This window comes from Trinickia soli (genome assembly GCF_002879855.1).
Taxonomy (GTDB): domain Bacteria; phylum Pseudomonadota; class Gammaproteobacteria; order Burkholderiales; family Burkholderiaceae; genus Trinickia; species Trinickia soli.
The window spans coordinates 18,294-39,245 of sequence record NZ_PNYB01000036.1 but is presented as its reverse complement, the minus strand read 5'-3'; the positions used below and the strand labels follow the sequence as shown (position 1 = coordinate 39,245).

Genomic DNA, 20,952 nt, shown 5'->3' with positions numbered 1-20,952 from the left:
GTTTTTTCGAAGTGTGAGATCAGGCTCAGGAGCGGATCTCTGGCTCGCGGCGTGCCTCGCTCATGGAGTTCAATCGCCTTCTTCATCGATTTTGGTCTTCCTCGACCTGCATCGGCGCATCGGTTGCACGTGTGACCTTCCAGGCTGGCACCGGTGCAATCGATGTCGGTATTCGGCGGATTATTCTCATAGGAAGCCCAACACCGATAACCGAAGCAGTTAGGCAATATGCCAAAGCCATCGGCCGACGACCAGTAGCAGGCTACCCAACAACAGCACAACAGTGAGCATAAATAGATATTTGCCGACAGTGCGCAACAACAACGCAGCACCGACCGAAGAGCCAGCTATAACGAGCGCTCGCGCGAGCTTCGGCCATGCCACGGCGCTGCTGTGATGAAGAAAATGGTAGGAGATCACCCCACCCGCCACCAAGCCGATTACCGTGAAGAAGTTTGCCATGCGGGCCAGCACTTCTCTATCCGCGGCAGCAACCAGCTCCTTTTTCGAATCGTAATATTCAGTAGTGCCGTCATGAGCGCGTCGGCCGTATCGCGTTCCCATATACGAAGTCCTGTCCAGTTCGCATTCATTTCATCATAACATCGCATTCAGCCTGCCATCTGCCGGCACACCGACAACTATGTTGACAAACACCGATAGTCGTCTTCCGGTACAAGATAGACAAAGATTTTGGAGAAAATCATGTCCCCATCTTCGCGCACCGGACCGAATTTTTTCACGAATGCACCTGGCCTGACGAACTCCAATGCGACACCAGACTCCGGCAACTCGATCAACTCGGCCGGGTTTCCCGTTTCGGAATCGAAAGCCGGCCGCTCATCGATACCATGGCTCGAGAGGAATACAGCAAACTCCTGATTCGTCGCAGGCAGTCCAAAGAACTTTTGAAAATCACCTACATTCATCTTACTTATGCATAGTCGATTTCTTCGATGCATTTCCATGTGCCAGGTGCGATCAGCTTGATTCGCAACAGCCGATTGTCGACGTTGCTGTACAGTACATGCAACGTGTAAGCATCAAAATGCCACACGGCATGCCCCGTCACCGCAGAATCCGCGTGTTGAACCGGGGGTAAGGAGATCTTCCCGAATAAGGCCTCCGGGCTGTCCTCAAAGTCAAGCGCGTGAGGCAACGCACCTAGCCACCCGACAGACTCACTGTCGCGATTGCGATGAAGAGTAACCGCCCGGAATACGGGTCCCGAGTTGCTTTCAGCAAAGTGCAGCGTGGCGCCATAACTCCCCGTCAAATCGATTTCACCGTCGTCGCGCGCAGCCCGATACTCGCTCTCAGACAAAGGCTCACGCCATAGAGTTATAAACTCTGGTGATCGCGTCACGAAGCCGAAGGCTTCAATCAATTCGTCAAAATTCGGCCATCTCAGTACACGCCGCGTTTGGATCGGGGCAGCAAGTACACGACAAGCGATCCGATCAATCGAAGTGCCGGCACCGTTGTAAGATACGGTCAAGCGATAACCATCGACATCCCAGGTGTCGCTACGATATGAGTGACGTGTCTCCTCATAGGCTGCGACCTTTGAGCGAGCGGCATGGCGACTATCAGTGAAACACAATCCAAAAGGCAATTCTCCAACGAAGGGCTGAACGTCGTCGAAGCCAGCGTAGAAATAGGCTTGCGAGAACAACAACTCACCATGCCCCCATCGGTACCGGTCCGCCCCCGCCTGATATTCCGAGTCGACAAAACCCAACTCAATGCCTTTACGACGGATGAGTACCCAATCGTGAAAAGATCGCCCATCTCCGGGGGATTCCGGACGCTGATATGTTCCCAGACCGTCGAAAATTTCAGCAACGCCTTCAGCGTCGGCAGGGTTTCCGAACTCCCGAACAATTTCGTCGGCGTTCATCGCCACAGAATCCCAAATTGTACTCTTTCAATCGACCCTCTGCCCTCCGCGTACCTAACAAAAAGCCGAGTATTACCGGGTAACTCCCAAAATTCAGAATCCCTGTCTGGATTGAATTTTGCGGACTCACCGAGCTTCGAAATTGCCTTCTCCCTGCTATCCGAGAACAGCAATCCCCCTGGAAGATCTCCTTTGTACACTGAGAACTCGTCGTCGCCCGGACCGTAGAGAAAGATTGCCGTCAACACCGGCGCGTCACTGGGAAAGCTGACGTGATACTTTGCGCTTACGTAGCTTTCGCTTTCGAATAGCAACGACACTCCAGCGTCGGCATTGTTCATATAGACGTCCGTGTCGTCACGCCTTATGGTTATCCGGCGCTCAATACCCAAGGTGCGCAAGAGTCCCACGACCACATCCGAGTCTGCCTGCTTGCCGATTGAGTTCATGAAATATTCGGGTTGCATTGTCACTTTACCTTTTTCAGGATCTCTAGCAGAGCCTTATCAAAATCCCTATTAGTCATACGTAAAACACGCTTGGCGGCCTTCTGGTATGCTTTCTTGCAGCCCCCGTCGGCATCGTATTCGTCGATCTGCTTCAACATCGCTTCAACATCTCTGCGAGCGGCACCCGCCAGGTCTTCTGCGTCTTGGGGTCCCAATTTCAGATTCTTTGCTCCATATGTCGGGCTCACGTCAATATGTGCCCGTCTTGGAATAGCGATGGAATCACCCCAGTCCTCAATGGCCTTCTTTTGTGCGGACGAAAGCTTTTCGCCTTCGTCCAGCAGCGATTCCGCTCGCTCCTTCAGAGCCGCCTTCGACGGCACATGATCCCGATCGAATTTTCCGTCCCCCGTCTTCTTTTTCAAGTCCCCGTATTTGCCGTACTCTCCGCACTTGAGCTTTTTCTTGCCTTTGACCTTTGCACCGTCCTCACCCTTGCCAGCGTCGGTCGCTTCCTCGTCTGCCTTCTTGGCATGCGACGCTTCTTCCTCGGCCTTCTTCAGTTTAGCCGCTTCCTCGGCCTCTTTCTCGAGTTTCGCCGCTTTCGCCGCAGCCTCAGCCTCTCTCGCCAATTTAGCGGCCTCTTCCGCAGCATGTGCCTCTCGAGCAAGCCCCGCCGCGCCCTTCACGAGCTTGCCTGCCGTCGTGACGATCTTCCCACCGGGGATCATGCTAGCAGCCGACAGTCCAGCGTCCACCATGTCGCCTTCAGCCGCGTAGATCCCCGCATCGGCAGCTCCAGTCACGATCCCCAGCCCCGGCACGAAGCTCGCAAGACCTAGCGCGCCATGCACCCACGGACTCGCCTTTCCCCACCAACCCTCTTCTTTCGGCGTCTCCGGTTTGACTGGCGGATTCGTGCTCGCACTGGGCTGCCCTCCGGCAATGGAGCCGCTAGGCGCCGGCTGCGTCACGTAGATGCCGGGACAATTCCCCCCATTAAGCGTACAAGGGTCTCCCTCGCGGATGACCGGCTTGCCGGAAATCCGCACCGTACTGGAACCCCTCACCGGCTTCACCTCGCCACTCACCGTACCGCTCTTTACGCCCTTGCAGGAACCTGCGGCGTCGCCGATGCAGCTAGGCTGTGTGCTTTGACTTAGCACGTAAGCGGGGTCGCCATTGAACCGCACGTTCGGCACAATACCGACGCTGCTGGACAAGTCCTCGGTCACCGGATAAGGCAGCGGCGGCGTGCTACCGCCAACAGGCGTCTTGTTGATCGACGGTGCGGTGGATACCGCCTTAAACTTCGCATTTTTTCGCGCCCCGAGCTGGCTAGCCATGCGCAACCTCTTCTTGTTCTGTCGGCATACGAGTCGTCACGGCTAGCGCGTCGTCACCCGAAAGCATGCGTGCCTCTAGCATTCGGACCTGTGGTTGCTTACTAAGCGTTGCCCGCCACACGCACGAAACCTGTCGCCTGTTCAGATCGATCAGAAGCGTATCCAGCCGAGCGGCGAGTTCCCCGATCGCACCGTTTTCGAACCGCACCAACAAGAACGGCAAATGCCCCGGTAGAGCGAGCGTGAGGACCGCGTTGCCTTGCGTATCTCGCGTCACTCCCGGCGTGTCCGGTGCACAGAGATTGACAAGTCGAATTAGCTCATCGCCGCGCAACGCATCCACCTGCTGATCAGGCCAAGCCGCGTTCCATACCGCAAAATCGAAATCCTTCGGCAACGCGGCATTGCTTTCGATGAATGCCTCATCGATGGTCCCAACCAGCTTGGCTCGTTCGGGATGGCCTTTGGGCCGCACGCCCAATCCAGCAACCAGCCACTCACCGCCGTCGAGCTTGCCGCGGCGAGCGCGATTGAAATCGTCGAGACCAATTGGACGGGACGGATATTCGATCTGTGTGGCCGCAACACTACGTACATCGGCCGAGGCCAGAAACCAATCGCGCGTGTACCCTTGACCGACCGGATTGAACGGATACGCATCGTGCGCGACAGGGGGCCGGGCCACGTCAGGATGCGCGTCGGTTTGCTCCACTGTTAGGCGATACTTTTGGGGGACTTTGCCTGCCGCGCTGTGATCGGCATCGATACGGCATTCACCACCAAACGCGCGCTCCAAGCGAATCGGCACCGGTTGTGCCGGCTCCGGCCGGGTCACTCGCCAGTATGGAAAGCGAACAATGCCGATTGTCCCGATTTTCAGTAGCGCGGCAGCGGCGCGCGTCCAACCATTCAGCTTTACGAATCGGCGCTCACCCGTCACAACGAGCACTTTGTCGATCAGGCGTTCGCCCTGAGCATCCGCATGCTTGACTCGTTCGACCTCGGCCTGCCAAATGCGCATCGCCTCATCGGATGCCGGCATCAACGGATTAAGGCCATGCGGGCGTGCTGGTATGGGGACCGGTGTACCGGGTCGCATCACCGAAAGACGGACTTCGAATCGCTCCGGCACCGAACCGTCCGCCGGCTGTGGCGGATACGCCGTTGCATTGACGATCACGTCACAACGCGGCTTATACGCGCAAAGGTCGGACTCCTGGCGCACACTCCCTTGCAGGTTTTCGTCGAAGAACTCGTCCGCTTCGCATAGCGGCTGCTGATCGTCTGCGAAGACCAATTCACCCGCATCGTTCCAGGTGAAGGTCTGCCGCAACACAACGGTATGAAAGCCCTGTCCTCGCTGATCGATGCCTTCAAACGCCAGCGCGGGAAACGGCGTGTGATTGACGAATTCCATGGCCGGGGCGCTCAGTTGATGTCAACGTCCTTGCCATTGATCTGCACTGGCCCGGAGCCTTCGATCAGCAACTGCGTGCCGCTTAGCGTGATGTGCCCGTTGCTTTCGAGAATGAGCGAAGCGCTGCCCGTCTTCAGTTCGATCCTGTCGCCTGCCGTGATGGTGTAGGTCTTGCCGACCATTGTCGTCTTCGACAACCCCACCTCTTCCGCACTGGCCAACCCCGCTGCCGTATTGATCGCGCCAGCAACCGTCACGGTATAGGCACCGCCGATCGTCAACGCCTTCGCCAAGCCCACCGTCTCGGCAGACGCGAGCGCGATCACCAGATTCTGCGCACCATCGATCGTTTCGCTGCGATTGCCGCCAACGTTCAGCGTCTCGTTGCCGCCTACGCGTTCCGTCCGATTCACGCCGATCGTGATCGTCTCGTTGTTACCGACCGTCTCCGTGCGATCGTTTTTGACCTGCACGGTTTCGTCATGGTCGATCGTCTTCGCGCGATCGTTGCCGACGGTATGCGACTCGTTGTTCTCGACCTCGATGCGCTGGTCCTTCTCCGCGTGAAGCCAAACCTCCTCTTGCCCTTTCTTGTCTTCAAAGCGAATCGCATTCGCGTTGGCGGACGTCGCTCCTTTGCTCGAACGCGTGAGAATGCCGCTTTGCGTCGCGCTCGCCGGCAAGGCCCACGGCGGCATGTTCTGCGCGTTATATACCCTCGAAATAATGAGCGGACGATCCGGGTTGCCGTCCAAAAACAGCACGACCGCCTCTTCGCCGATCCGGGGAATCTGGATCATGCCGAAGCCTTTTCCCGCCCACGGCTGCCCGACACGAACCCAGCAAGAACTCGACTGGTTTTTCTCGCCCAGTCGGTCCCAATGGAATTGCACCTTTACGCGGCCCAGCGGGTCCGTATAGATCTCTTCGCCCGCGGGCCCCACCACGACCGCCGTCTGCGGCCCGGGAATGGTCGGCCGAGGTATCGTCAGCAAGGGGCGATAAGGAATCTTCTTGCGGATACACGTAAAGCTGCAGCTATAGGACGCTGCCCCCTTGCCTGCCTGGTAGTTGTTCTGGCCTGAGTGAGCGACCGTGAGAATCACGAGTTGCCGGTCCTCCGGTTTCCCTGTGTGGTCGTAATGGTCCTCGATCTCGAAGTAGCGCAACGGCATCAGTCGCCGGCTCGTGCTCGTACCTAAGAAAACCTTGCTATGGGCAGCCAGCGCCTCTGCTCGAAAGCTGGCCAACTCATGGCCACGGTCGCGGTCCGGGAAGCCTTGAGGCCCCACGTAGTCATAGATCTCGTACGAGGGAACATCGCCCTGATCGATCTCGGCCTTGCTCGTTTGATACCGGCGCGCATTGGGGACTTTGTAGTCAGCGCCTTTAAGCGCCACGTCGGTTGGTACGAGTTCCCGCCTCGATTGCAACGAAGTGACCACATCCACATCGTCCAGCATCTCGCCCTGCGAATAAGGCATCGACGGGCTAATGCCATCGATCGGCTTTGCGCTCGCCGAGCTGTCGGTCACGATCAGCTTATGACCCGCCTTCGTATGCTCGAAGTAAAAGAACAACCCCTCTTCCTGCATCAGGCGCAATACGAAATTCAGGTCGGTTTCCCGATACTGCGTACAGTAGCTGCGGTTCGGCGTTGCCTTCGATAGCCGGAACTCATACGAGGCCAACGAACCGTAGCCCTGAAAGACATTTGAAATAATAGACTGAGCGGTCTGCTCTTGGAATATCCGAATGTCTTGCCGTCTAGAAAGCATCCATATCCACGGCCGGACCGTCGCGCTATATGTGGCCAAGCCGCCATCTGTATCCAGATGCGAGAAGTGCGTGACATAACCGTGAAAATGTCGCTGCTCCGAACTCGCAAACGCACTGTTCAACTGGAGGGAAATCGTTACCGGTTGCCCGATCATCTGCTTGAGTTCGATATTCGGATCTTGCGAAGCAAGCCGCAGATGAAACTCGAACAGTTGCGATAGCCCCTCCGTGCCCTGGAAATCGACGAGCACAAGCTCCGACAATCCCTCCGCCACAGCCTTCAGGCGGAAAAGGCGACTATTTTGCAATTGAGCAAAGAGATCGGACATTTGCATGGGCTGCCCCGGCGCGTAACAATACGGAAATCGCGCAATACTAACGGAAAATCATCGCATTCCCAATGGCCGCAACAATCGCAATTCGCTTTCCAGCAATAATTTCATGACTAACCGCACGGAGAAGCAATTATTTCCGCTTCGATTCAAAAGATTGTGCCGGGGCGTCGCTCTGCCTTATATTTCGGTCGTCCCTGTTGTGCCCTGCATAGCCGCTAAATGCTCGCAGTTGGCTGGGCTCTTTAATTCCGTCTTGATTCGTCACTGCCATGCCGAACGCCCCATCCCGCTGGGAGCCATACTGCCATCGACCCGACGCCGAGTTTCACCTATCGAAGTTCGCCAGTGAGGTACTCGGTCACGATGCCGGTGTCATCTTCTTCGATGGCTCGGGAGCAACACGGCTTAAATCCGCCATGCCCGACCGAGACGGTGACACGACGGACCTCATCGTATCCGTGGCGCGTCCACCGCTATTTCCCGTCGCGTTCCAAGGAAAAGCGCAGTCTCAGTCATTTGGGCATTTTGCCCACGATCGGATACAGGCAACATGGCCGAGCGCGGACGGTGTGCTGACTGAAGCGAGGCAAGCCTACAGTCGGGCGACGGCCCCCGTGGCGAGGTTCATCGAGGGCCGTAAGACCGTGTTCGATAGCGTAAGCACGGCCGTGGACGTGTTGGGAGTGATGTCCGGCATCCTGGCAGTGGCGGCAATTCCAGCAGAGGGGGTAGCGTTCGCCGCAGCACTGAGTATTCTGGCAGGAACCGCCTCGATTGCGCTTTTTGTCGAAGATGGACAAATGCTCTATTTCGAGTTGACCGGCGATGAAATGCGCAAAAGGCAGCTCGCAAATTCATGGACGTACCAATTGGTCGAATCCGTTGCACCTTGGCTCGCACTGCCGGATCTCGCGTTTAGCGGCCTGCGTACAATCAAGGAAACGGCTCGTACAGCGCTCAAGGTCACTGCATTAGCAGATCGCGCGGAGGCCGCGACACAGAGGCTAGCCAGCCAACGCGACGCGATCGCCGCATACAAGGAAGCACACGCGACGAAGCTCGAACAATCCCACATCAAAACCAAAACGCAACGGATGCAGGCGAAAGCCAATCGACTGACAAGCGACATGCGCAGGACACAAACGAAGCTTGACGCGATGAGCCGGAAGTTAAAGCTGCTACGAACGATCGGGCTGCCCGCCTATGCTGGCAGTGCTTATGGGCTGGGGGTATATGCGGTCGACCCGCCGGATCTGCAAAAGGCCTACCAGGCCGTCGGCGATGCCGTACAGGGCATGGGCACGCACACGACAGAGCCGACACTCGACCTACATCACCCCGCGCGGCAATTAGTGCCCGTGCATGCGTCCGCACGCATTACGGGAGCGGTACGGCCCGTCATGCAATTCCAAGTTGGCGTTCACTCGCACACAGGAGCGTCGCAATGAGTTCCGTGAAGCGCCCGCGAGCCATGCCACCGCATAAACACGTACCTCGAAAAGGCGTAGCCGGCCAGCCCGGAAATCGTCCGCGAGGCGCGCCGCAAGCAGCCGTAGGTGCCTTAATGGCTTTCTTCGTCATAGGAGCATTTACGCTCGTCGAACTTTACGGTTGCCTGGCAAACTTCCTCGGATTCGAGTTTTCGAACGGCTTCCTGCTGGTGGAGATAGCGGTGGCTACAGCGTTCCTGCTATCTGTCCTAATTGGGATTGGCGGAGGAAAGCTCTGGGCGGTGAAACTGGTTCGATGGAGCACCTACGCGTTCACAACTGCGTATCCCGCGATCCTCGTGGGCTCGATCGTGTTGTATGGCAAAACACCGTCGGGCTCTGCCCTTGCGTGGGTGTTTTTCGGGCTCGCCATTGTCCAGATTCCCGCATTCTTCGTTATGTATAGTGCCTTCGCCCGCATCCGCTGGCTCGATCCCAAGTCGCTACCGAGCGAATGGGAACCGCCGTCTTCGTTCGTCGATCCCGCTCGCACTGCCCCCTTACCAAAGCGGGGCTTCTTCGGATGGTTGTTCACGTGCGTCGTTATCTTTGCCATCCTGATCCGGTACTACACCGGCATCCTCCGGATGGAATGGCTCGGCGTATGGCTGTCGAGCCACGATCGGTGGAAAGAGCTCGGAGCGATCGGCGCCTTGCTTGCTCCGGTTCTTGTGTTGACGTTTTGTTTTGCGACCAGACGGGCGGCCTTCTGGCGTCGACGTATCGGCGGATAAGGCGTGGGACATACCCCCCAGATAGTCCGGCTTCGATTTCCTTCCCACGCCTAGGGTGTGGGCTCGCACCCTCCGTAAAACGCCCCGCGAACAGCGCCTTAATGGACGATTACGAAAAACTGCTCCCGTTCTTCGAGCGAGAGCTCGCACAATTGCGCGGCGAGATGCTTCAGTTCGAGCGCGCGTACCCCAAAGCAGCCGCTCGTCTTTCGATGTCCGGCGGAAAAACGGAAGATCCCCATGTCGAACGCATGCTTCAGTCCGCTGCCTGGCTCAACGCCAAAGCAGCGAGACGCATAGACGACCACTACCCGGAATTCACCGACGCGCTGATTGAAACGGTCTTCCCCGCCTATTTGAGGCCGATTCCCTCCTGCTCAATCGCGCAATTCGATGTCGCCGGCGTTTTCGATGGGCTGACGCGCACGATCACGATGCCCCGCGGCACGGAACTCGAGCACCGTCCGTCCCTGTGCCGGTTCAATACGGCGTGGGATGTCACGCTCTCGCCCCTCGGTATTACGCGGGCCCAGTTTTCACCCCCGACCGCCGCGCCCGTTCTGCCTGCTGGGGCGTTGCCGATCGACACGGCCGGTATCATCTCCATCGAATTTTCCGCCGCCGATCAAGCGCTGGCGTCCGAAAACGAACTCTTGCCCGAGAAGCTACGCCTATATTTGCACGGCGATCGGTTCCTCGCGGCCGCACTCATCGATGCACTGCTATTGCATCCGCAGACGGCGTTCGTCGAAGCCGACGGTAACCGCCGTTGGCAAGCGCTATCGAGCAATCCAGCCTCCGCGGTGGGTTTCAACGACGACGAAGCGATCATCGACGAACCGAAACATGAGAAGCAACCCGCACTGCGGCTACTGCTCGAATATGCCGCATTCCCATACAAGTTCCGATTCATCGATATCGACTTCGCGGTACTGCTACGTACAGCCGGTTCTTGCAGCAAACTCGCGTTGCATTTTCCGGTCTCGTCCAAAGCCGCAGACGCGTCGACGATGCAACGCTTCGGACTGTTGAACGCGCGTCATCTGCGACTCTATTGCACGCCGGTCGTTAATCTGTTCGCAGCGGATGCGAAGGCAGTCGATGTGACGGCGGACACACAAACGTATCCCGTCGTGCCGCCAAGCGGCGATGGCGCAGCAGCCGTCATTCATTCGATTCAGTCCGTGCGCCTGATGCACGGCCCGGAAGGAGGCAAGCCAGGCGCCGAAATCCCTCCGTACAGGTCGCTGCAGCATTGGTCGCCTGTCGGCGTGTTCTGGATACAGGAAAAGAATAGTTGGGAGATTGGACAAGGCACCGAAATTCGGCTCGTCGACCTCGACGATCAACCGGTGACGCCCGACGCTGCCAAGCTCGCGATCGAAGTGATGTGCATGAACGGTCATGCGCCGCACGCCATCGATGTCGGGGCTCCCGGCGGAGATCTGTTCAGCGAGGAGTTGAACCTCAGCACCCCGATCACAATGCTCGTGCCGCCCTCCTCAACCAGTCAACCGCCGCACGAGGACCGCGCGCTGTGGCGGCTGCTGTCAGCACTATCGCCCAACCACGCGGCGCTCTCGCCTGCCGGCCTTGGAGCGCTGCAAGCGTTGCTGTACCAGTTCGCAAAAACGGCACCGCCCGATGCGAGCAGATATGTGGCCGGAATCACTAAACTCAATGGTCGTTCGGTCAAGAGGGTCATGAACGTTGCATCGGTTCCGATGCCCGTTCTGGTGCCTGGCATTCAGGTCACTTTGACGATCGATGAAGCAGCCTTTACTGGCCATGCGCTGCATACGTTCACGCAGTTAATGGAGCGCTACTTCTTGCGCTACGCCGGCGGAGATTGCATCGAGATGGTAGTTACGTCGCCACACGGAACGGTCATCTATCATGGAGAACCGCTATTGGGACCGGAGGAGTTCGCGTTCGTATAGTGGTCCCTCGGCGGCTTGCGGGAACCCTTTGCCGCCCCTCGTTAATCACGTCGTCGAACTTCACGTGCGTATTCCAGGCAAACCGAACGCTCATTCCACGCTAAAGCGAACGCCCATTCCACGGTTATCCGAACGCGCAATCCACAGGTATCCGAACGGTGCGGACGTGGCGATGCGGGGCTTCGAACCTCCTTCGACTCATCGGCTCTCGGGGCAAAAAGCCCGAAGGTACCGGGTTGCGGAAATTCGAAATGCGCTTCGGGCTGGCGCCCAACAGAACTGCGAGCCCGCTACGTGGCTCGATTACGCCGATCCTGAGGTGGCTCCAATACGCCGATCATCGAGTGGTCCGATTGCGCCGATCATGCACTGGCTCGATTACGGCGATCATCCGGTGGCTCGATTACGCCGATCCCGGAATGGCTCGAATATGCCGGTCAGTGACAGTCTGGACCGTTGCCGGTCAGTAGCGTAGCAACGACCGACCGCACAATCGCTCCCAAGGACCACCAATCTGCCCCTATTTTTCCGATCAGCAAATGCTATTATTCGGTTATTTCACTTGTTGCACTTGATGCAGATAGGCGCTACGCCATTCATAAACTTGTGAGAGAGGAACACATGCGCACCGTAGAGCGGATTCGCGAGATGACGCCACCGCCGATGACGGAGAAGGATCTTGAAATGGCCCGCGTTGCACAGCGCTGCATAATGGAAGCCTTGGATCATTCGTGCGCGGCGCAAATTACTCTGACGACTGACGACGGCGAACATCCGCCCATTGCCCTCCCGCCAGCCTCACTGAAATTCATTGGGCAATTGCTCGGAGCCATGAGCGAGGGGCGGCAGATCACCCTCGTGCCAGCGGACCGCGAATTCACGACGGTCGAAGCCGCCAACTTCCTTAACGTGTCGCGCCCATTCGTGATCAAGGAAATCGAGGCCGGCAGGCTTCAGCATCGTATGGTCGGAACGCATCGTCGAATCGCATTCGAAGATCTCGTCGCGTACGCTCGTCAGATGCGTGAAAAGCAAGCGGCTGCGTTGGACAAGTTGGCGGCAAACGCTCACGAATTGGGGCTGGATTACTGACATGGCCGGCCACGTACGGTATACGGCTGTGCTTGATGCGTGCGTTTTATTTCCGATTGCGGTCGCCGACTCGCTCATGAGTCTGCATCCCTCCGGATCGCTTCATCATCAATCGATGGGATCTGGACCATATCGCCACCATGACGGCATTCAAAGGCATGCGGGCCCGGTGGAGAAATCCCAAAGCGACACCCGAAAATTTCGCCCAGGCGCTTGAACGGAACGGCCTGCCCGTAACCGCACAACGCATTCGCGAAGCCGCCGATCTGATCTAGAAAGCGCGAAGGCCACTAGCCTCCGACGGACTACATCCCACGCACTCGTTGAATCAACTAGAGGACGTCGTCGCTCGCGTTCCGCACATTAATGTCGACCTCCGGTTGCAACGCACGGATCGCCGCGGCCCGGCCAGCGGCCGGCGGCCGCTGGCGGCGATCGTTGTCGATGCATGACTTTGGCGACGTATTGTTGCGCGCCGCGGCTACCCGAGCCTGCATGTCTAGAGGATTTCGGGGCCGCCTGCCGGGGGTATCCACCCGCAGGCCGTTCTCCCGCTCACACCTTTTTGACAAATTCCGATTTCAGGCTCATGGCGCCAAAGCCATCGACCTTGCAATCGATATCGTGATCGCTATCCACCAGGCGGATGTTCTTTACCTTGGTGCCCATCTTGACCACGCCAGCCGAGCCCTTCAGTTTCAAATCCTTGATGACCGTGACGGTATCGCCGTCCCGCAGGACATTGCCGGCTGAATCGCGGTAAACCTTCTCAGCGGCTTCAGCCGGCGCAGCTCCTTGCGGCGACCATTCATGCGCACATTCCGGGCAGATATAGACGCCCGCGTCTTCGTACGTGAACGCCGAATTGCATTGCGGGCAGGGAGGTAATGCGCTCATGGGTAATCCTTTGGTGCCTTCGGAAGTAAAGAAAACATGCTTGAACAGATCGTGACGCGCAAATTTCTCGGTTCGCTTTGCCGCTGCTCACCGCAATTTTAGCCGTTGGCCTTGTCTTTTCATCAGGCCAGCTTGCGCTGTTCCAGCACGCAAGCGTCAGCATCCACCAGAGCGAACAAAGCCACCACATTGACGCCTCCAAATTACTTGACTAAGATCAAGCAAATTTCAAATGCTTGACCAATGTCAAATAATGACCGACATCGACATCAACACCGTCCGCCGCTTCAGCCGCACGGTTTCACAACGTATCGGCGTCCTTGATGCCGACTATCTCGGCAGCGGTCGTCCGCTCGCGGAGGCGCGGCTGCTCTATGAGATCGGCGAGGCCGGCAGCACCATCCGCGACCTGCGTTCGCGCCTGGGGTTCGACGCGGGCTACGCGAGCCGTCTCCTGCGCGCGCTGGAAGCCGATGGTCTCATTCGTTTGCAGCCTGACCAGACGGACGCTCGCGTGCGCCGTGCAACGCTGACGAAGAAAGGGCTGACGCAATGGGCCCTGCTCAACGAACGCTCCGACAAGCTGGCTCATTCGCTGCTGGCTCCGCTCGGCGAGTCGCAACGCGCCCGGTTGCTGGCGGCGATGGCAGAAGTCGAGCGATTTCTGCGCGCCTGCGCCCTCACCATCGAGATCGCCGATCCCGCTGCGCCGGAAGCGCGCGCATGCATCGAGGGGTATTTCAGTGAATTACAGCAGCGCTTCGAGGGTGGCTTCGATCCCGAACAAACCGTATCGGCACACCCCGAAGAACTCATTCCGCCGGCCGGCTATTTCTTCATTGCACGTCTGGATGGCGAAACGGTTGGATGCGCCGGCCTGAAAATCAAAGGGAAGACGGGCGAAATCAAGCGCATGTGGGTGTCGCCTTCCGCCCGCGGACTGGGCGTGGCGCAACGCATGCTCGAAGCAGTGGAAGCACAGGCGAAAGATGCAGGCGTCGGACGCTTGCGACTCGATACGAATCGCACGTTGACTGAAGCGCGATCGCTCTACCTGCGCAATGGCTACAAGGAGATTGCCGCGTACAACGACAATCCCTACGCGGACTTCTGGTTTGAAAAGCGCCTCTGAATCCACTGCGCGTCGGCCTGCAGAGCCAACCTCCGGCAGTCGCTCCACGAACGGCCGCCGCGGGGCCACGCTGGCCGCAGCGGCGACAGGTGTGTTGGTCGGCGCCGCGATGGTCTCTACGCGCGCCGTGACCAACGATGTCCCCCTCACCACCCTCGCCTTTCTTCGCTATCTGGTCGGCTTCGCCATACTCGCAGCCCCAGTCGCCGTTGCCAAACGGGTCCACTTCGCACTGAAGGACCTGGTAGCCATCGCCGTACTCGGCATCCTCCAATTCGCCCTGCTGATCCTTCTTCTCAATTACGCGCTCTCCGCGCTGTCGGCAACCACGTGTTCGCTCGTATTCGCCACGATGCCGCTGTTCACGATGTGCTTTGCCGTCGCACTGGGAAGCGAGGCATACAGCACACGGAAACTCGCAGGTGTCGCGCTTGCCGTCGCCGGCGTCGTATGCCTGCTCAACGCCGGCCCTAGCCGAGGCGCCATACACGTAGAAGCCGTTCGAGGGTTTGCCGCGCTAGTGGCCGCTACGCTTGTCGGCGCAATCACGAGCCTCCTCTATCGCCCCTACCTGCGCCGCTATCCAGCGTTGCCGACCTGTGGCGTCGCAATGGGCGCAGCCGTGCTCTTTCTCGGCGTCGCCTGTTTCGCCACGAGTCAGCCACTCCTGCCGCATTTGCCGTGGCCAGCCTGGTCCAACGTTCTCTTCCTCGGTCTATCAAGCGGGGTAGGCTACTTTTTCTGGCTCTGGGCGTTGGCCAATATGGATGCGAGTCGCGTCGTCGCGTTCCAGGCGCTCGGGCCCGTTACCGCGGCCATCATCGAATCGATCATCTTGCGACGAGCCCCAACCGCGCCGCTCCTGCTGTCGCTAACCATGATCACGCTCGGGCTTACCGTCGCGATGCGTCACCCCGGCACCGAGAAGCAACTCGGCACTTGATCGACACGTCCGGCGCTCAAATTGACGTCTCAATGGCAGCTTATGCCCGTATGCCATTCGAAAGCCGGGCCTTACAATGCCCGGCATCCTCGCTCGATGGAGACGCCATGCTCGACCTACGCCCCGGCTGCGAATGCTGCGATAAAGATCTCCCGCCCGATTCAGAAGACGCTCGTATCTGCACCTTCGAATGCACGTTCTGCGCAGACTGCGCCACCAACGTGTTGCACGGAATCTGCCCGAATTGCGGTGGCGAACTGGTCGCGAGACCTCGTCGTCCTGCAAACAAGTTGGCAAACAACCCAGCGTCAACCCAACGCGTGTTCAATGCCGACTGCGCCAAGCAGCACTGAATACGCGCACCTCGTGCCCCACAGAGAAAAATCCAAACGGATCCAGGTTTTTGTATAGGGACGCGCGTCGCCGCGTCCCCTACTCCGCCTCCATCAAATCGAACTTGTCGAGCAGCAGTCCCCGCTCCGCAACAAGCAAAGCCCAATCAAAAGACAAGCGAGAGCCTAAACTCACATCGCGATTGACCGAGGTTCTCGAGACCGCTCCGCCGCCGTCATTGGCGGCAAGCAGTGTCATCGACGATCCATCGAACGACAGATAGGTCGGCGGCATAGGCAGCGCCCCAAGCCCGCGCGGAAGGCCGTGGCATGGCCCGCCGGGCTTGGCCGGCCGGGGTTTGGACGGAGACGGGCAACTCGACACCTGCGCTGAAGACGCCGCCGGTTGTATAACAAGTTCGACGCCCGTGCGCGTCTTCGATCAGACCGCGTCGACCTCAGCACGATGTTTTGGCCGTGCTTTGACTTGCATCAGGCAGTCCGGGGCGGCCCCCTGCAATAATCACGCACGTTCGACTGATACATGCCCTGGCTTCGCGCCCGTGCGCAACGCAGTCGGTCATCTTGCGCCCCTGCTCACCAACGCTTTCCTGCCCCTGCGGCGATATGGCGCAATCTCCTTCCAAGCGCCTTAAAACATTGATTTTTCATCGATGTTTACAGCGTTCAACGACATCCTCACAGCTGCACTTGCCTTTACATAGATCAAATCTCGAACCTATGATGCCTTTAACATTCATCTGCCATGAATTTTTAAAGGCTGCTGTAGCGATAGGTTCCGTGGTTCACGCTACCCCGCCTGCCCTTCACCCCTCCAGGAGAGGATATGCAATCGACACGACGCTTATGGACATGGCTGGGGCTGGTCTGCCTGCTATCGTTCTCCGCCCTGCTCTATCTGGGCAAAGAAATCTATCTGGCCGCGCCGCCGATTCCGAGCGCGGTCGTAGCCGACAGCGGCCAGGTGCTTTTCACCGGTGAGCAGGTCAAACGCGGCCAGCAGGTCTGGCTCGCGGCCGGTGGTCAACAACTCGGCACGGTGTGGGGCCATGGCAGCTATGTGGCCCCCGACTGGTCGGCCGACTGGCTGCATCGCGAAGCCGTGCAGCTGCGCGAAGTCTGGGCGAAGCAGGAATTCGGCAAGCCCTATGCAGCGCTCTCCGCCGACGAGCAGGGCACACTGGACGCGCGTCTGAAACGCGAAATGCGCGCGAACCGCTACGACGCCGCCACGGGCCGCATCACGTTGTCAGACGCTCGGGCCAGCGCCGCGCGCGACGTCGCCGCGCACTATGAAGCCTTGTTCGGTGACGATCGCTCGCTCGATACCTTGCGCGATCAGTACGCGATGAACGCCGATTCGATCACGCGTGCCGACGATCGTGCAGCGCTCGCCGCGTTCTTCTTTTGGACGGCCTGGTCGGCAACCACCGATCGTCCGGGACAAACGGGGATCACCTATACGAACAACTGGCCGCACGAACCGCTCGTCGATAACAACCCGACCGTCGCCAACGGGATGTGGTCGATCGCCAGCGTGATTCTGCTGCTGGCCGGCATCGCCGGCATGCTCTGGTACCACACCGCTCACAACGACGGCGAAGCGAGCGTGGCCGTTCCGGCGAAGGATCCGCTGTTCAACGTGAAGCCGACGCCCTCGATGAAGGCGACAAAGAAATACTTTTACGTCGTCATCGGCCTGCTGCTGACGCAGGTGGGCATGGGCGCGATCACCGCGCACTATGCCGTCGAAGGTCACAGCTTCTTCGGCTTGCCGCTTGCGCAGGTGCTGCCGTGGATCGCCAGCCGCACGATCCATACGCAGTTCGGCGTGCTCTGGATTGCGACGGCATGGCTCGCAACGGGACTCTACATTTCTCCGCTGCTGTCAGGCCACGAGCCCAAACTGCAAAAGCTCGGCGTGAACGTGCTGTTCTATGCGCTGCTGTTCATCGTCGTAGGCTCGACCGTGTGTGGCTGGCTCGGCACGCTCCAGCATCGCGGCACCGACTACAGCTTCTGGATCGGCAATCAGGGCCTCGCCTACACGAGCATGGGCCGCGTCTGGCAGATCCTGCTGTTCGTCGGCCTGCTGTTCTGGCTGTTGCTGATGGGACGGGCGCTGATGCCCGCGCTGAAGAATCCGCAAACGAACGGGCGCGGCCTGATCGGTATGGTGTTTCTGTCGGCCGCCTGCATCGGCGCGTTCTACTCGACTTCGCTTGCCTGGGGCCAACACACGCACTACTCGATGATCGAGTACTGGAGATGGTGGCTCGTGCATCTGTGGGTCGAAGGCTTCTTCGAAGTGTTCGCCACCGCTGTCATTGCGCTGATCTTCTCGCGCCTCGGGCTGATCCGCATTGAAACGGCCAACCGCGCCATCGTGCTCGAAACGATCGTGTTCCTGTTCGGCGGCATCCTCGGCACCCTGCACCACCTTTACTTCACGGGCGCTTCGACGGCTGTGATCGCCGTCGGCGCGGTGTTCTCGGCGTTCGAGGTCGTCCCGCTCGCGCTCATCGGGCTCGAAGGGTGGCAAACCTACCGCAAGACGCAGGCGGCGCCCTGGGTGCAGACCTACAAGTGGGCGATCCTGTGCTTCGTGGCCGTGGGCGTATGGAACACCGTGGGCGCGGGATTGCTCGGCTTCGCGATCAATCCGCCGATCTCGCTCTACTACGTGCAGGGCCTGAACATGACGCCGGCCCACGGCCACGCGGCCCTGTTCGGTGTCTACGGCATGCTCGGCATCGGGCTCATGCTGTTCTGCCTGCGTGGTCTGTCGCCGCGCGAGGCGTGGGATGACTCGCTGCTCAAGCCCGCCTTCTGGATGCTCAACATCGGTTTGTTCATGATGGTGTTCCTCTCCATCCTGCCCTCGGGCATTTATGAGGCATGGGCCAGTGTCAGCAAGGGCCTCTGGTATGCGCGCTCGCCCGAGATCGTCCATGCGCCGATCATGCAGACGCTCGTCTGGGTGCGCGTGCCCGGCGACATCGTGTTCGCAGCCGGCGTGCTCTATCTCGGGTGGTTTGCGCTGCGCCTCCTGCGTCGTGGCAGGCCTGTCGAAGCGGCCGCGACGGCCGCAACCAATCGCGTATGAGCATCAGGCCCGCATTCTCATGACACCCGCGCCGGCCGGGCTTCGCACCCGGCCGGCGACGCAGCGAACCTTCAGAGGAGCCATTGCTATGGAGTCCTTATCAAATGCATCGATTGCACCGACACGCGAACAGATCCATGCGGTGCTCGCGCAGGTGATCGATCCCGAGATCGGCGTCAACATTGTCGATCTCGGCCTCGTGTACGACATCGACTCGCACAGTGACGGCTGGCGTATTGCGTTGACGATGACGTCGCCCGCGTGTCCGATGGGCCAATCGATTCTCGATGACGTGCGCGCGGCCATCGATTCCTCGTTGACGATCGGCACAAGCGTCGATATCGACCTGGTCTGGGAGCCGCCGTGGGATCCCTCGATGATGAGCGATGCGGCGCGCGACGCACTCGGATGGAGCGACGCTTGACCTTCGGTTCACGTACGAAAGCGTTACCTCCCGCCGCGCGCACGGTCGCGCGGGTTGCGTGCGTCGCCTCGATTCTGGCGCTGTTCGCGTGCGGGGTGGTGGCCGGGCTTGCGCGCTTCGGCGTAGCAGTGCCTCGTCATGCGCTATCGAATGCATCGTGGCATGGCGTACTCGTGCTGCCGATTTTCTTTGGTGCGGTCGTGAGTTTGGAGCGGGCCGTCGCGCTCGGTGGCGGCCGGCATCTTTTTGCACCGGTCGCGGTGGCGCTGGCGGGGTTGATGTTATTGGCCGGCATGCCCACCGGCCTGGCGCAGGCCGTGCTGCTTGCGGGGGCCACGCTCGCCCTGGCCAGCGCGTCGGGGCTGCTGCTTCGGCATGCCGAACTGCACCTCATGGTGCTGGCGCTCGGCGTATTGAGCTGGTGGTTCGGCGATCTCATTTGGCTTCTGACAGATGCACCGCTGCTCGCAGTGCCCGGCTGGCTCGCATTTCTCGTCTTGACGATCGCCGCCGAACGGCTCGAACTGACGCGCTTGCGGCCGACGCGGCCCCATGCCCGAGCGCTGTTCGTAACGATTGTCGTCACCATGCTCTTGAGCGTATCGGCAGCGGTGCCTGCGCCCGAACCGGCACTGCGCTGGTTCGCCGCGTCACTGCTGGCACTCGCCGCCTGGTTGACGCGTTACGACATCGCTCGCGTGACAGTGCGTCAACGCGGCCTCACGCGCTTCATCGCCGTTTGCCTGCTGTCGGGCTATGGCTGGCTCGCGCTGAGCGGCGCGCTGGGCCTTGCCGGCGCATGGAATGTCTCGCACCCCTGGCACGATGCGGCGCTGCATGCGCTTACGCTCGGTTTTGTCATCTCGATGGCGCTCGGCCATGCGCCGATCGTTCTGCCCGCGGTCGCACGCATTCGTGTCCGCTATGGGCCCGTCTTCTATCTCCCGCTGATCGCCTTGCACGCAACATTGGCCGTCCGCGTGGCGGGCGCGCTCATGAATGACTTCGCATTGCGTCGCGCCGGTGCCGTAGGTAACGCCGTCGCCCTCGCCTTGTTCGTCGCCGTGATGGCCACGTCCGCCCTCGCTGCGCGAAACGAGGCCCGCCTCGTCGCGCATGGGAGGTGATCCATCCGCTTAGCTATGAATGCATACGTTCATCGATAACCGGCCGCTCGCCGTTCATCGCCTGCCGCCTTCCCTTGTATCCACGACAAACCGGAGTCCCCTGTGAACCACCCATCCCCCGAAGCCACCTATGTGTTCGATGCGCGCGGCATCGCCAAGCGCTTTCGTCACGCCGCGATCTTCGCTGCACTGGAATCGCTTGATCACGGCGAAACCATGCGCTTCGTCAACGACCACGATCCGATCCCGCTCATCAACCAGATCGCTCAGCGCTACGGCAATCAGATTCGCGTTCAGTACTGCGAGCGAGGTCCCGAGCGCGTCATCATCGACTTCGCCGTCCGGCTCACGGCAAGCGAAGGCGAGACGCCCGCGCAGACAGCCGAAGCGGGATGCAGTGGCGGCGGCAACGGCGGTTGCGGCTGCAGCGGGTAAGCCTTGGCGGTCGGTCGCGCGCCGCGCGCGGCCGAGCCAAACTTAATCCAGGT

The 20,952-nt window shown here is 59.5% G+C and carries 20 protein-coding genes and 1 pseudogene; 12 read left to right on the top strand and 9 right to left on the bottom strand.

Annotated features, from left to right (window positions below; genetic code table 11):
- Positions 1-219: 219 nt before the first annotated feature.
- The 7 genes from C0Z19_RS26145 to C0Z19_RS26115 all read right to left on the bottom strand — a co-directional run bounded on the left by C0Z19_RS26145 (position 220) and on the right by C0Z19_RS26115 (position 7,226).
- Positions 220-564, bottom strand: a complete 345-nt coding sequence (locus tag C0Z19_RS26145; protein WP_102612746.1) for a hypothetical protein — start codon at positions 562-564, stop codon at positions 220-222.
- A 77-nt stretch (positions 565-641) separates the two neighbouring features.
- Positions 642-929: a hypothetical protein gene (locus C0Z19_RS26140; protein WP_102612745.1), complete on the bottom strand. Its 288-nt coding sequence runs from the start codon at positions 927-929 to the stop codon at positions 642-644.
- A 5-nt stretch (positions 930-934) separates the two neighbouring features.
- Positions 935-1,900, bottom strand: a complete 966-nt coding sequence (locus C0Z19_RS26135) for a hypothetical protein (protein ID WP_102612744.1) — start codon at positions 1,898-1,900, stop codon at positions 935-937.
- Positions 1,897-2,349 carry a hypothetical protein gene (locus tag C0Z19_RS26130; protein WP_146012151.1) on the bottom strand — a complete coding sequence of 151 codons (453 nt, stop codon included), beginning with the start codon at positions 2,347-2,349 and terminating at the stop codon, positions 1,897-1,899. The genes C0Z19_RS26135 and C0Z19_RS26130 overlap by 4 nt, the downstream gene beginning before the upstream one ends.
- 20 nt (positions 2,350-2,369) lie before the next feature.
- The gene (locus C0Z19_RS26125; RefSeq protein ID WP_102612742.1) at positions 2,370-3,695 is read right to left on the bottom strand and encodes a PAAR-like domain-containing protein; all 1,326 of its coding nucleotides are present in this window, start codon (positions 3,693-3,695) and stop codon (positions 2,370-2,372) included.
- Entirely contained in the window at positions 3,688-5,112 is a 1,425-nt protein-coding gene (locus tag C0Z19_RS26120) for a DUF2169 family type VI secretion system accessory protein (protein ID WP_102612741.1), read from the bottom strand. Before C0Z19_RS26120 ends, C0Z19_RS26125 begins: the two co-directional genes overlap by 8 nt.
- Positions 5,113-5,123: 11 nt before the next feature.
- Entirely contained in the window at positions 5,124-7,226 is a 2,103-nt protein-coding gene (locus C0Z19_RS26115) for a type VI secretion system Vgr family protein (RefSeq protein ID WP_102612740.1), read from the bottom strand.
- 269 nt (positions 7,227-7,495) lie between these two features.
- On the opposite strand from C0Z19_RS26115, the gene C0Z19_RS26110 reads away from it, so the two are divergent.
- The 5 genes from C0Z19_RS26110 (at position 7,496) to C0Z19_RS29230 (ending at position 12,757) form a co-directional block, all read left to right on the top strand.
- Positions 7,496-8,674, top strand: coding sequence for a hypothetical protein (locus C0Z19_RS26110; protein WP_146012150.1), 1,179 nt, complete (start codon positions 7,496-7,498; stop codon positions 8,672-8,674).
- Positions 8,675-8,790: 116 nt separating this feature from the next.
- Positions 8,791-9,450, top strand: coding sequence for a hypothetical protein (locus C0Z19_RS28365; RefSeq protein ID WP_158243068.1), 660 nt, complete (start codon positions 8,791-8,793; stop codon positions 9,448-9,450).
- A gap of 101 nt (positions 9,451-9,551) precedes the next feature.
- Positions 9,552-11,390, top strand: a complete 1,839-nt coding sequence (tssF, locus tag C0Z19_RS26105) for a type VI secretion system baseplate subunit TssF (protein ID WP_158243067.1) — start codon at positions 9,552-9,554, stop codon at positions 11,388-11,390.
- A 648-nt stretch (positions 11,391-12,038) separates the two neighbouring features.
- Entirely contained in the window at positions 12,039-12,482 is a 444-nt protein-coding gene (locus C0Z19_RS26100; protein WP_233196288.1) for an excisionase family DNA-binding protein, read from the top strand.
- Positions 12,483-12,622: 140 nt separating this feature from the next.
- Complete coding sequence (locus C0Z19_RS29230; RefSeq protein WP_483409870.1) at positions 12,623-12,757, top strand: VapC50 family PIN domain-containing toxin; 135 nt, start codon at positions 12,623-12,625, stop codon at positions 12,755-12,757.
- Between the two features lie 280 nt (positions 12,758-13,037).
- Here C0Z19_RS29230 and C0Z19_RS26090 read toward each other — a convergent pair whose 3' ends face one another.
- Entirely contained in the window at positions 13,038-13,379 is a 342-nt protein-coding gene (locus C0Z19_RS26090; protein WP_102612736.1) for a zinc ribbon domain-containing protein YjdM, read from the bottom strand.
- A gap of 253 nt (positions 13,380-13,632) precedes the next feature.
- Here C0Z19_RS26090 and C0Z19_RS26085 point away from each other — a divergent pair, with 253 nt between their 5' ends.
- The 3 genes from C0Z19_RS26085 to C0Z19_RS26075 all read left to right on the top strand — a co-directional run bounded on the left by C0Z19_RS26085 (position 13,633) and on the right by C0Z19_RS26075 (position 15,807).
- A complete protein-coding gene (locus C0Z19_RS26085; protein ID WP_102612735.1) occupies positions 13,633-14,511 on the top strand; it encodes a bifunctional helix-turn-helix transcriptional regulator/GNAT family N-acetyltransferase in 879 nt (292 codons plus the stop codon).
- Positions 14,512-14,581: 70 nt separating this feature from the next.
- A complete protein-coding gene (locus C0Z19_RS26080) occupies positions 14,582-15,454 on the top strand; it encodes a DMT family transporter (RefSeq protein ID WP_269844892.1) in 873 nt (290 codons plus the stop codon).
- A gap of 107 nt (positions 15,455-15,561) precedes the next feature.
- A complete protein-coding gene (locus C0Z19_RS26075; protein ID WP_102612754.1) occupies positions 15,562-15,807 on the top strand; it encodes a DUF1272 domain-containing protein in 246 nt (81 codons plus the stop codon).
- A gap of 79 nt (positions 15,808-15,886) precedes the next feature.
- Here C0Z19_RS26075 and C0Z19_RS28090 read toward each other — a convergent pair whose 3' ends face one another.
- A complete protein-coding gene (locus C0Z19_RS28090) occupies positions 15,887-16,081 on the bottom strand; it encodes a hypothetical protein (RefSeq protein ID WP_146012149.1) in 195 nt (64 codons plus the stop codon).
- A gap of 552 nt (positions 16,082-16,633) precedes the next feature.
- On the opposite strand from C0Z19_RS28090, the gene C0Z19_RS26070 reads away from it, so the two are divergent.
- From C0Z19_RS26070 to C0Z19_RS26055, 4 genes and pseudogenes are all read left to right on the top strand, one after another.
- Positions 16,634-18,913 carry a nitric-oxide reductase large subunit gene (locus C0Z19_RS26070; RefSeq protein WP_102612733.1) on the top strand — a complete coding sequence of 760 codons (2,280 nt, stop codon included), beginning with the start codon at positions 16,634-16,636 and terminating at the stop codon, positions 18,911-18,913.
- An 88-nt stretch (positions 18,914-19,001) separates the two neighbouring features.
- On the top strand, positions 19,002-19,337 hold the full coding sequence (locus C0Z19_RS26065) for a metal-sulfur cluster assembly factor (RefSeq protein ID WP_102612732.1): 336 nt from the start codon (positions 19,002-19,004) through the stop codon (positions 19,335-19,337).
- Entirely contained in the window at positions 19,334-20,464 is a 1,131-nt protein-coding gene (locus C0Z19_RS26060; protein WP_146012148.1) for a DUF8744 domain-containing protein, read from the top strand. The genes C0Z19_RS26065 and C0Z19_RS26060 overlap by 4 nt, the downstream gene beginning before the upstream one ends.
- 78 nt (positions 20,465-20,542) lie before the next feature.
- A pseudogene (locus C0Z19_RS26055) lies at positions 20,543-20,809 on the top strand (DUF2249 domain-containing protein); the annotation flags it as partial.
- Positions 20,810-20,952: the final 143 nt, after the last annotated feature.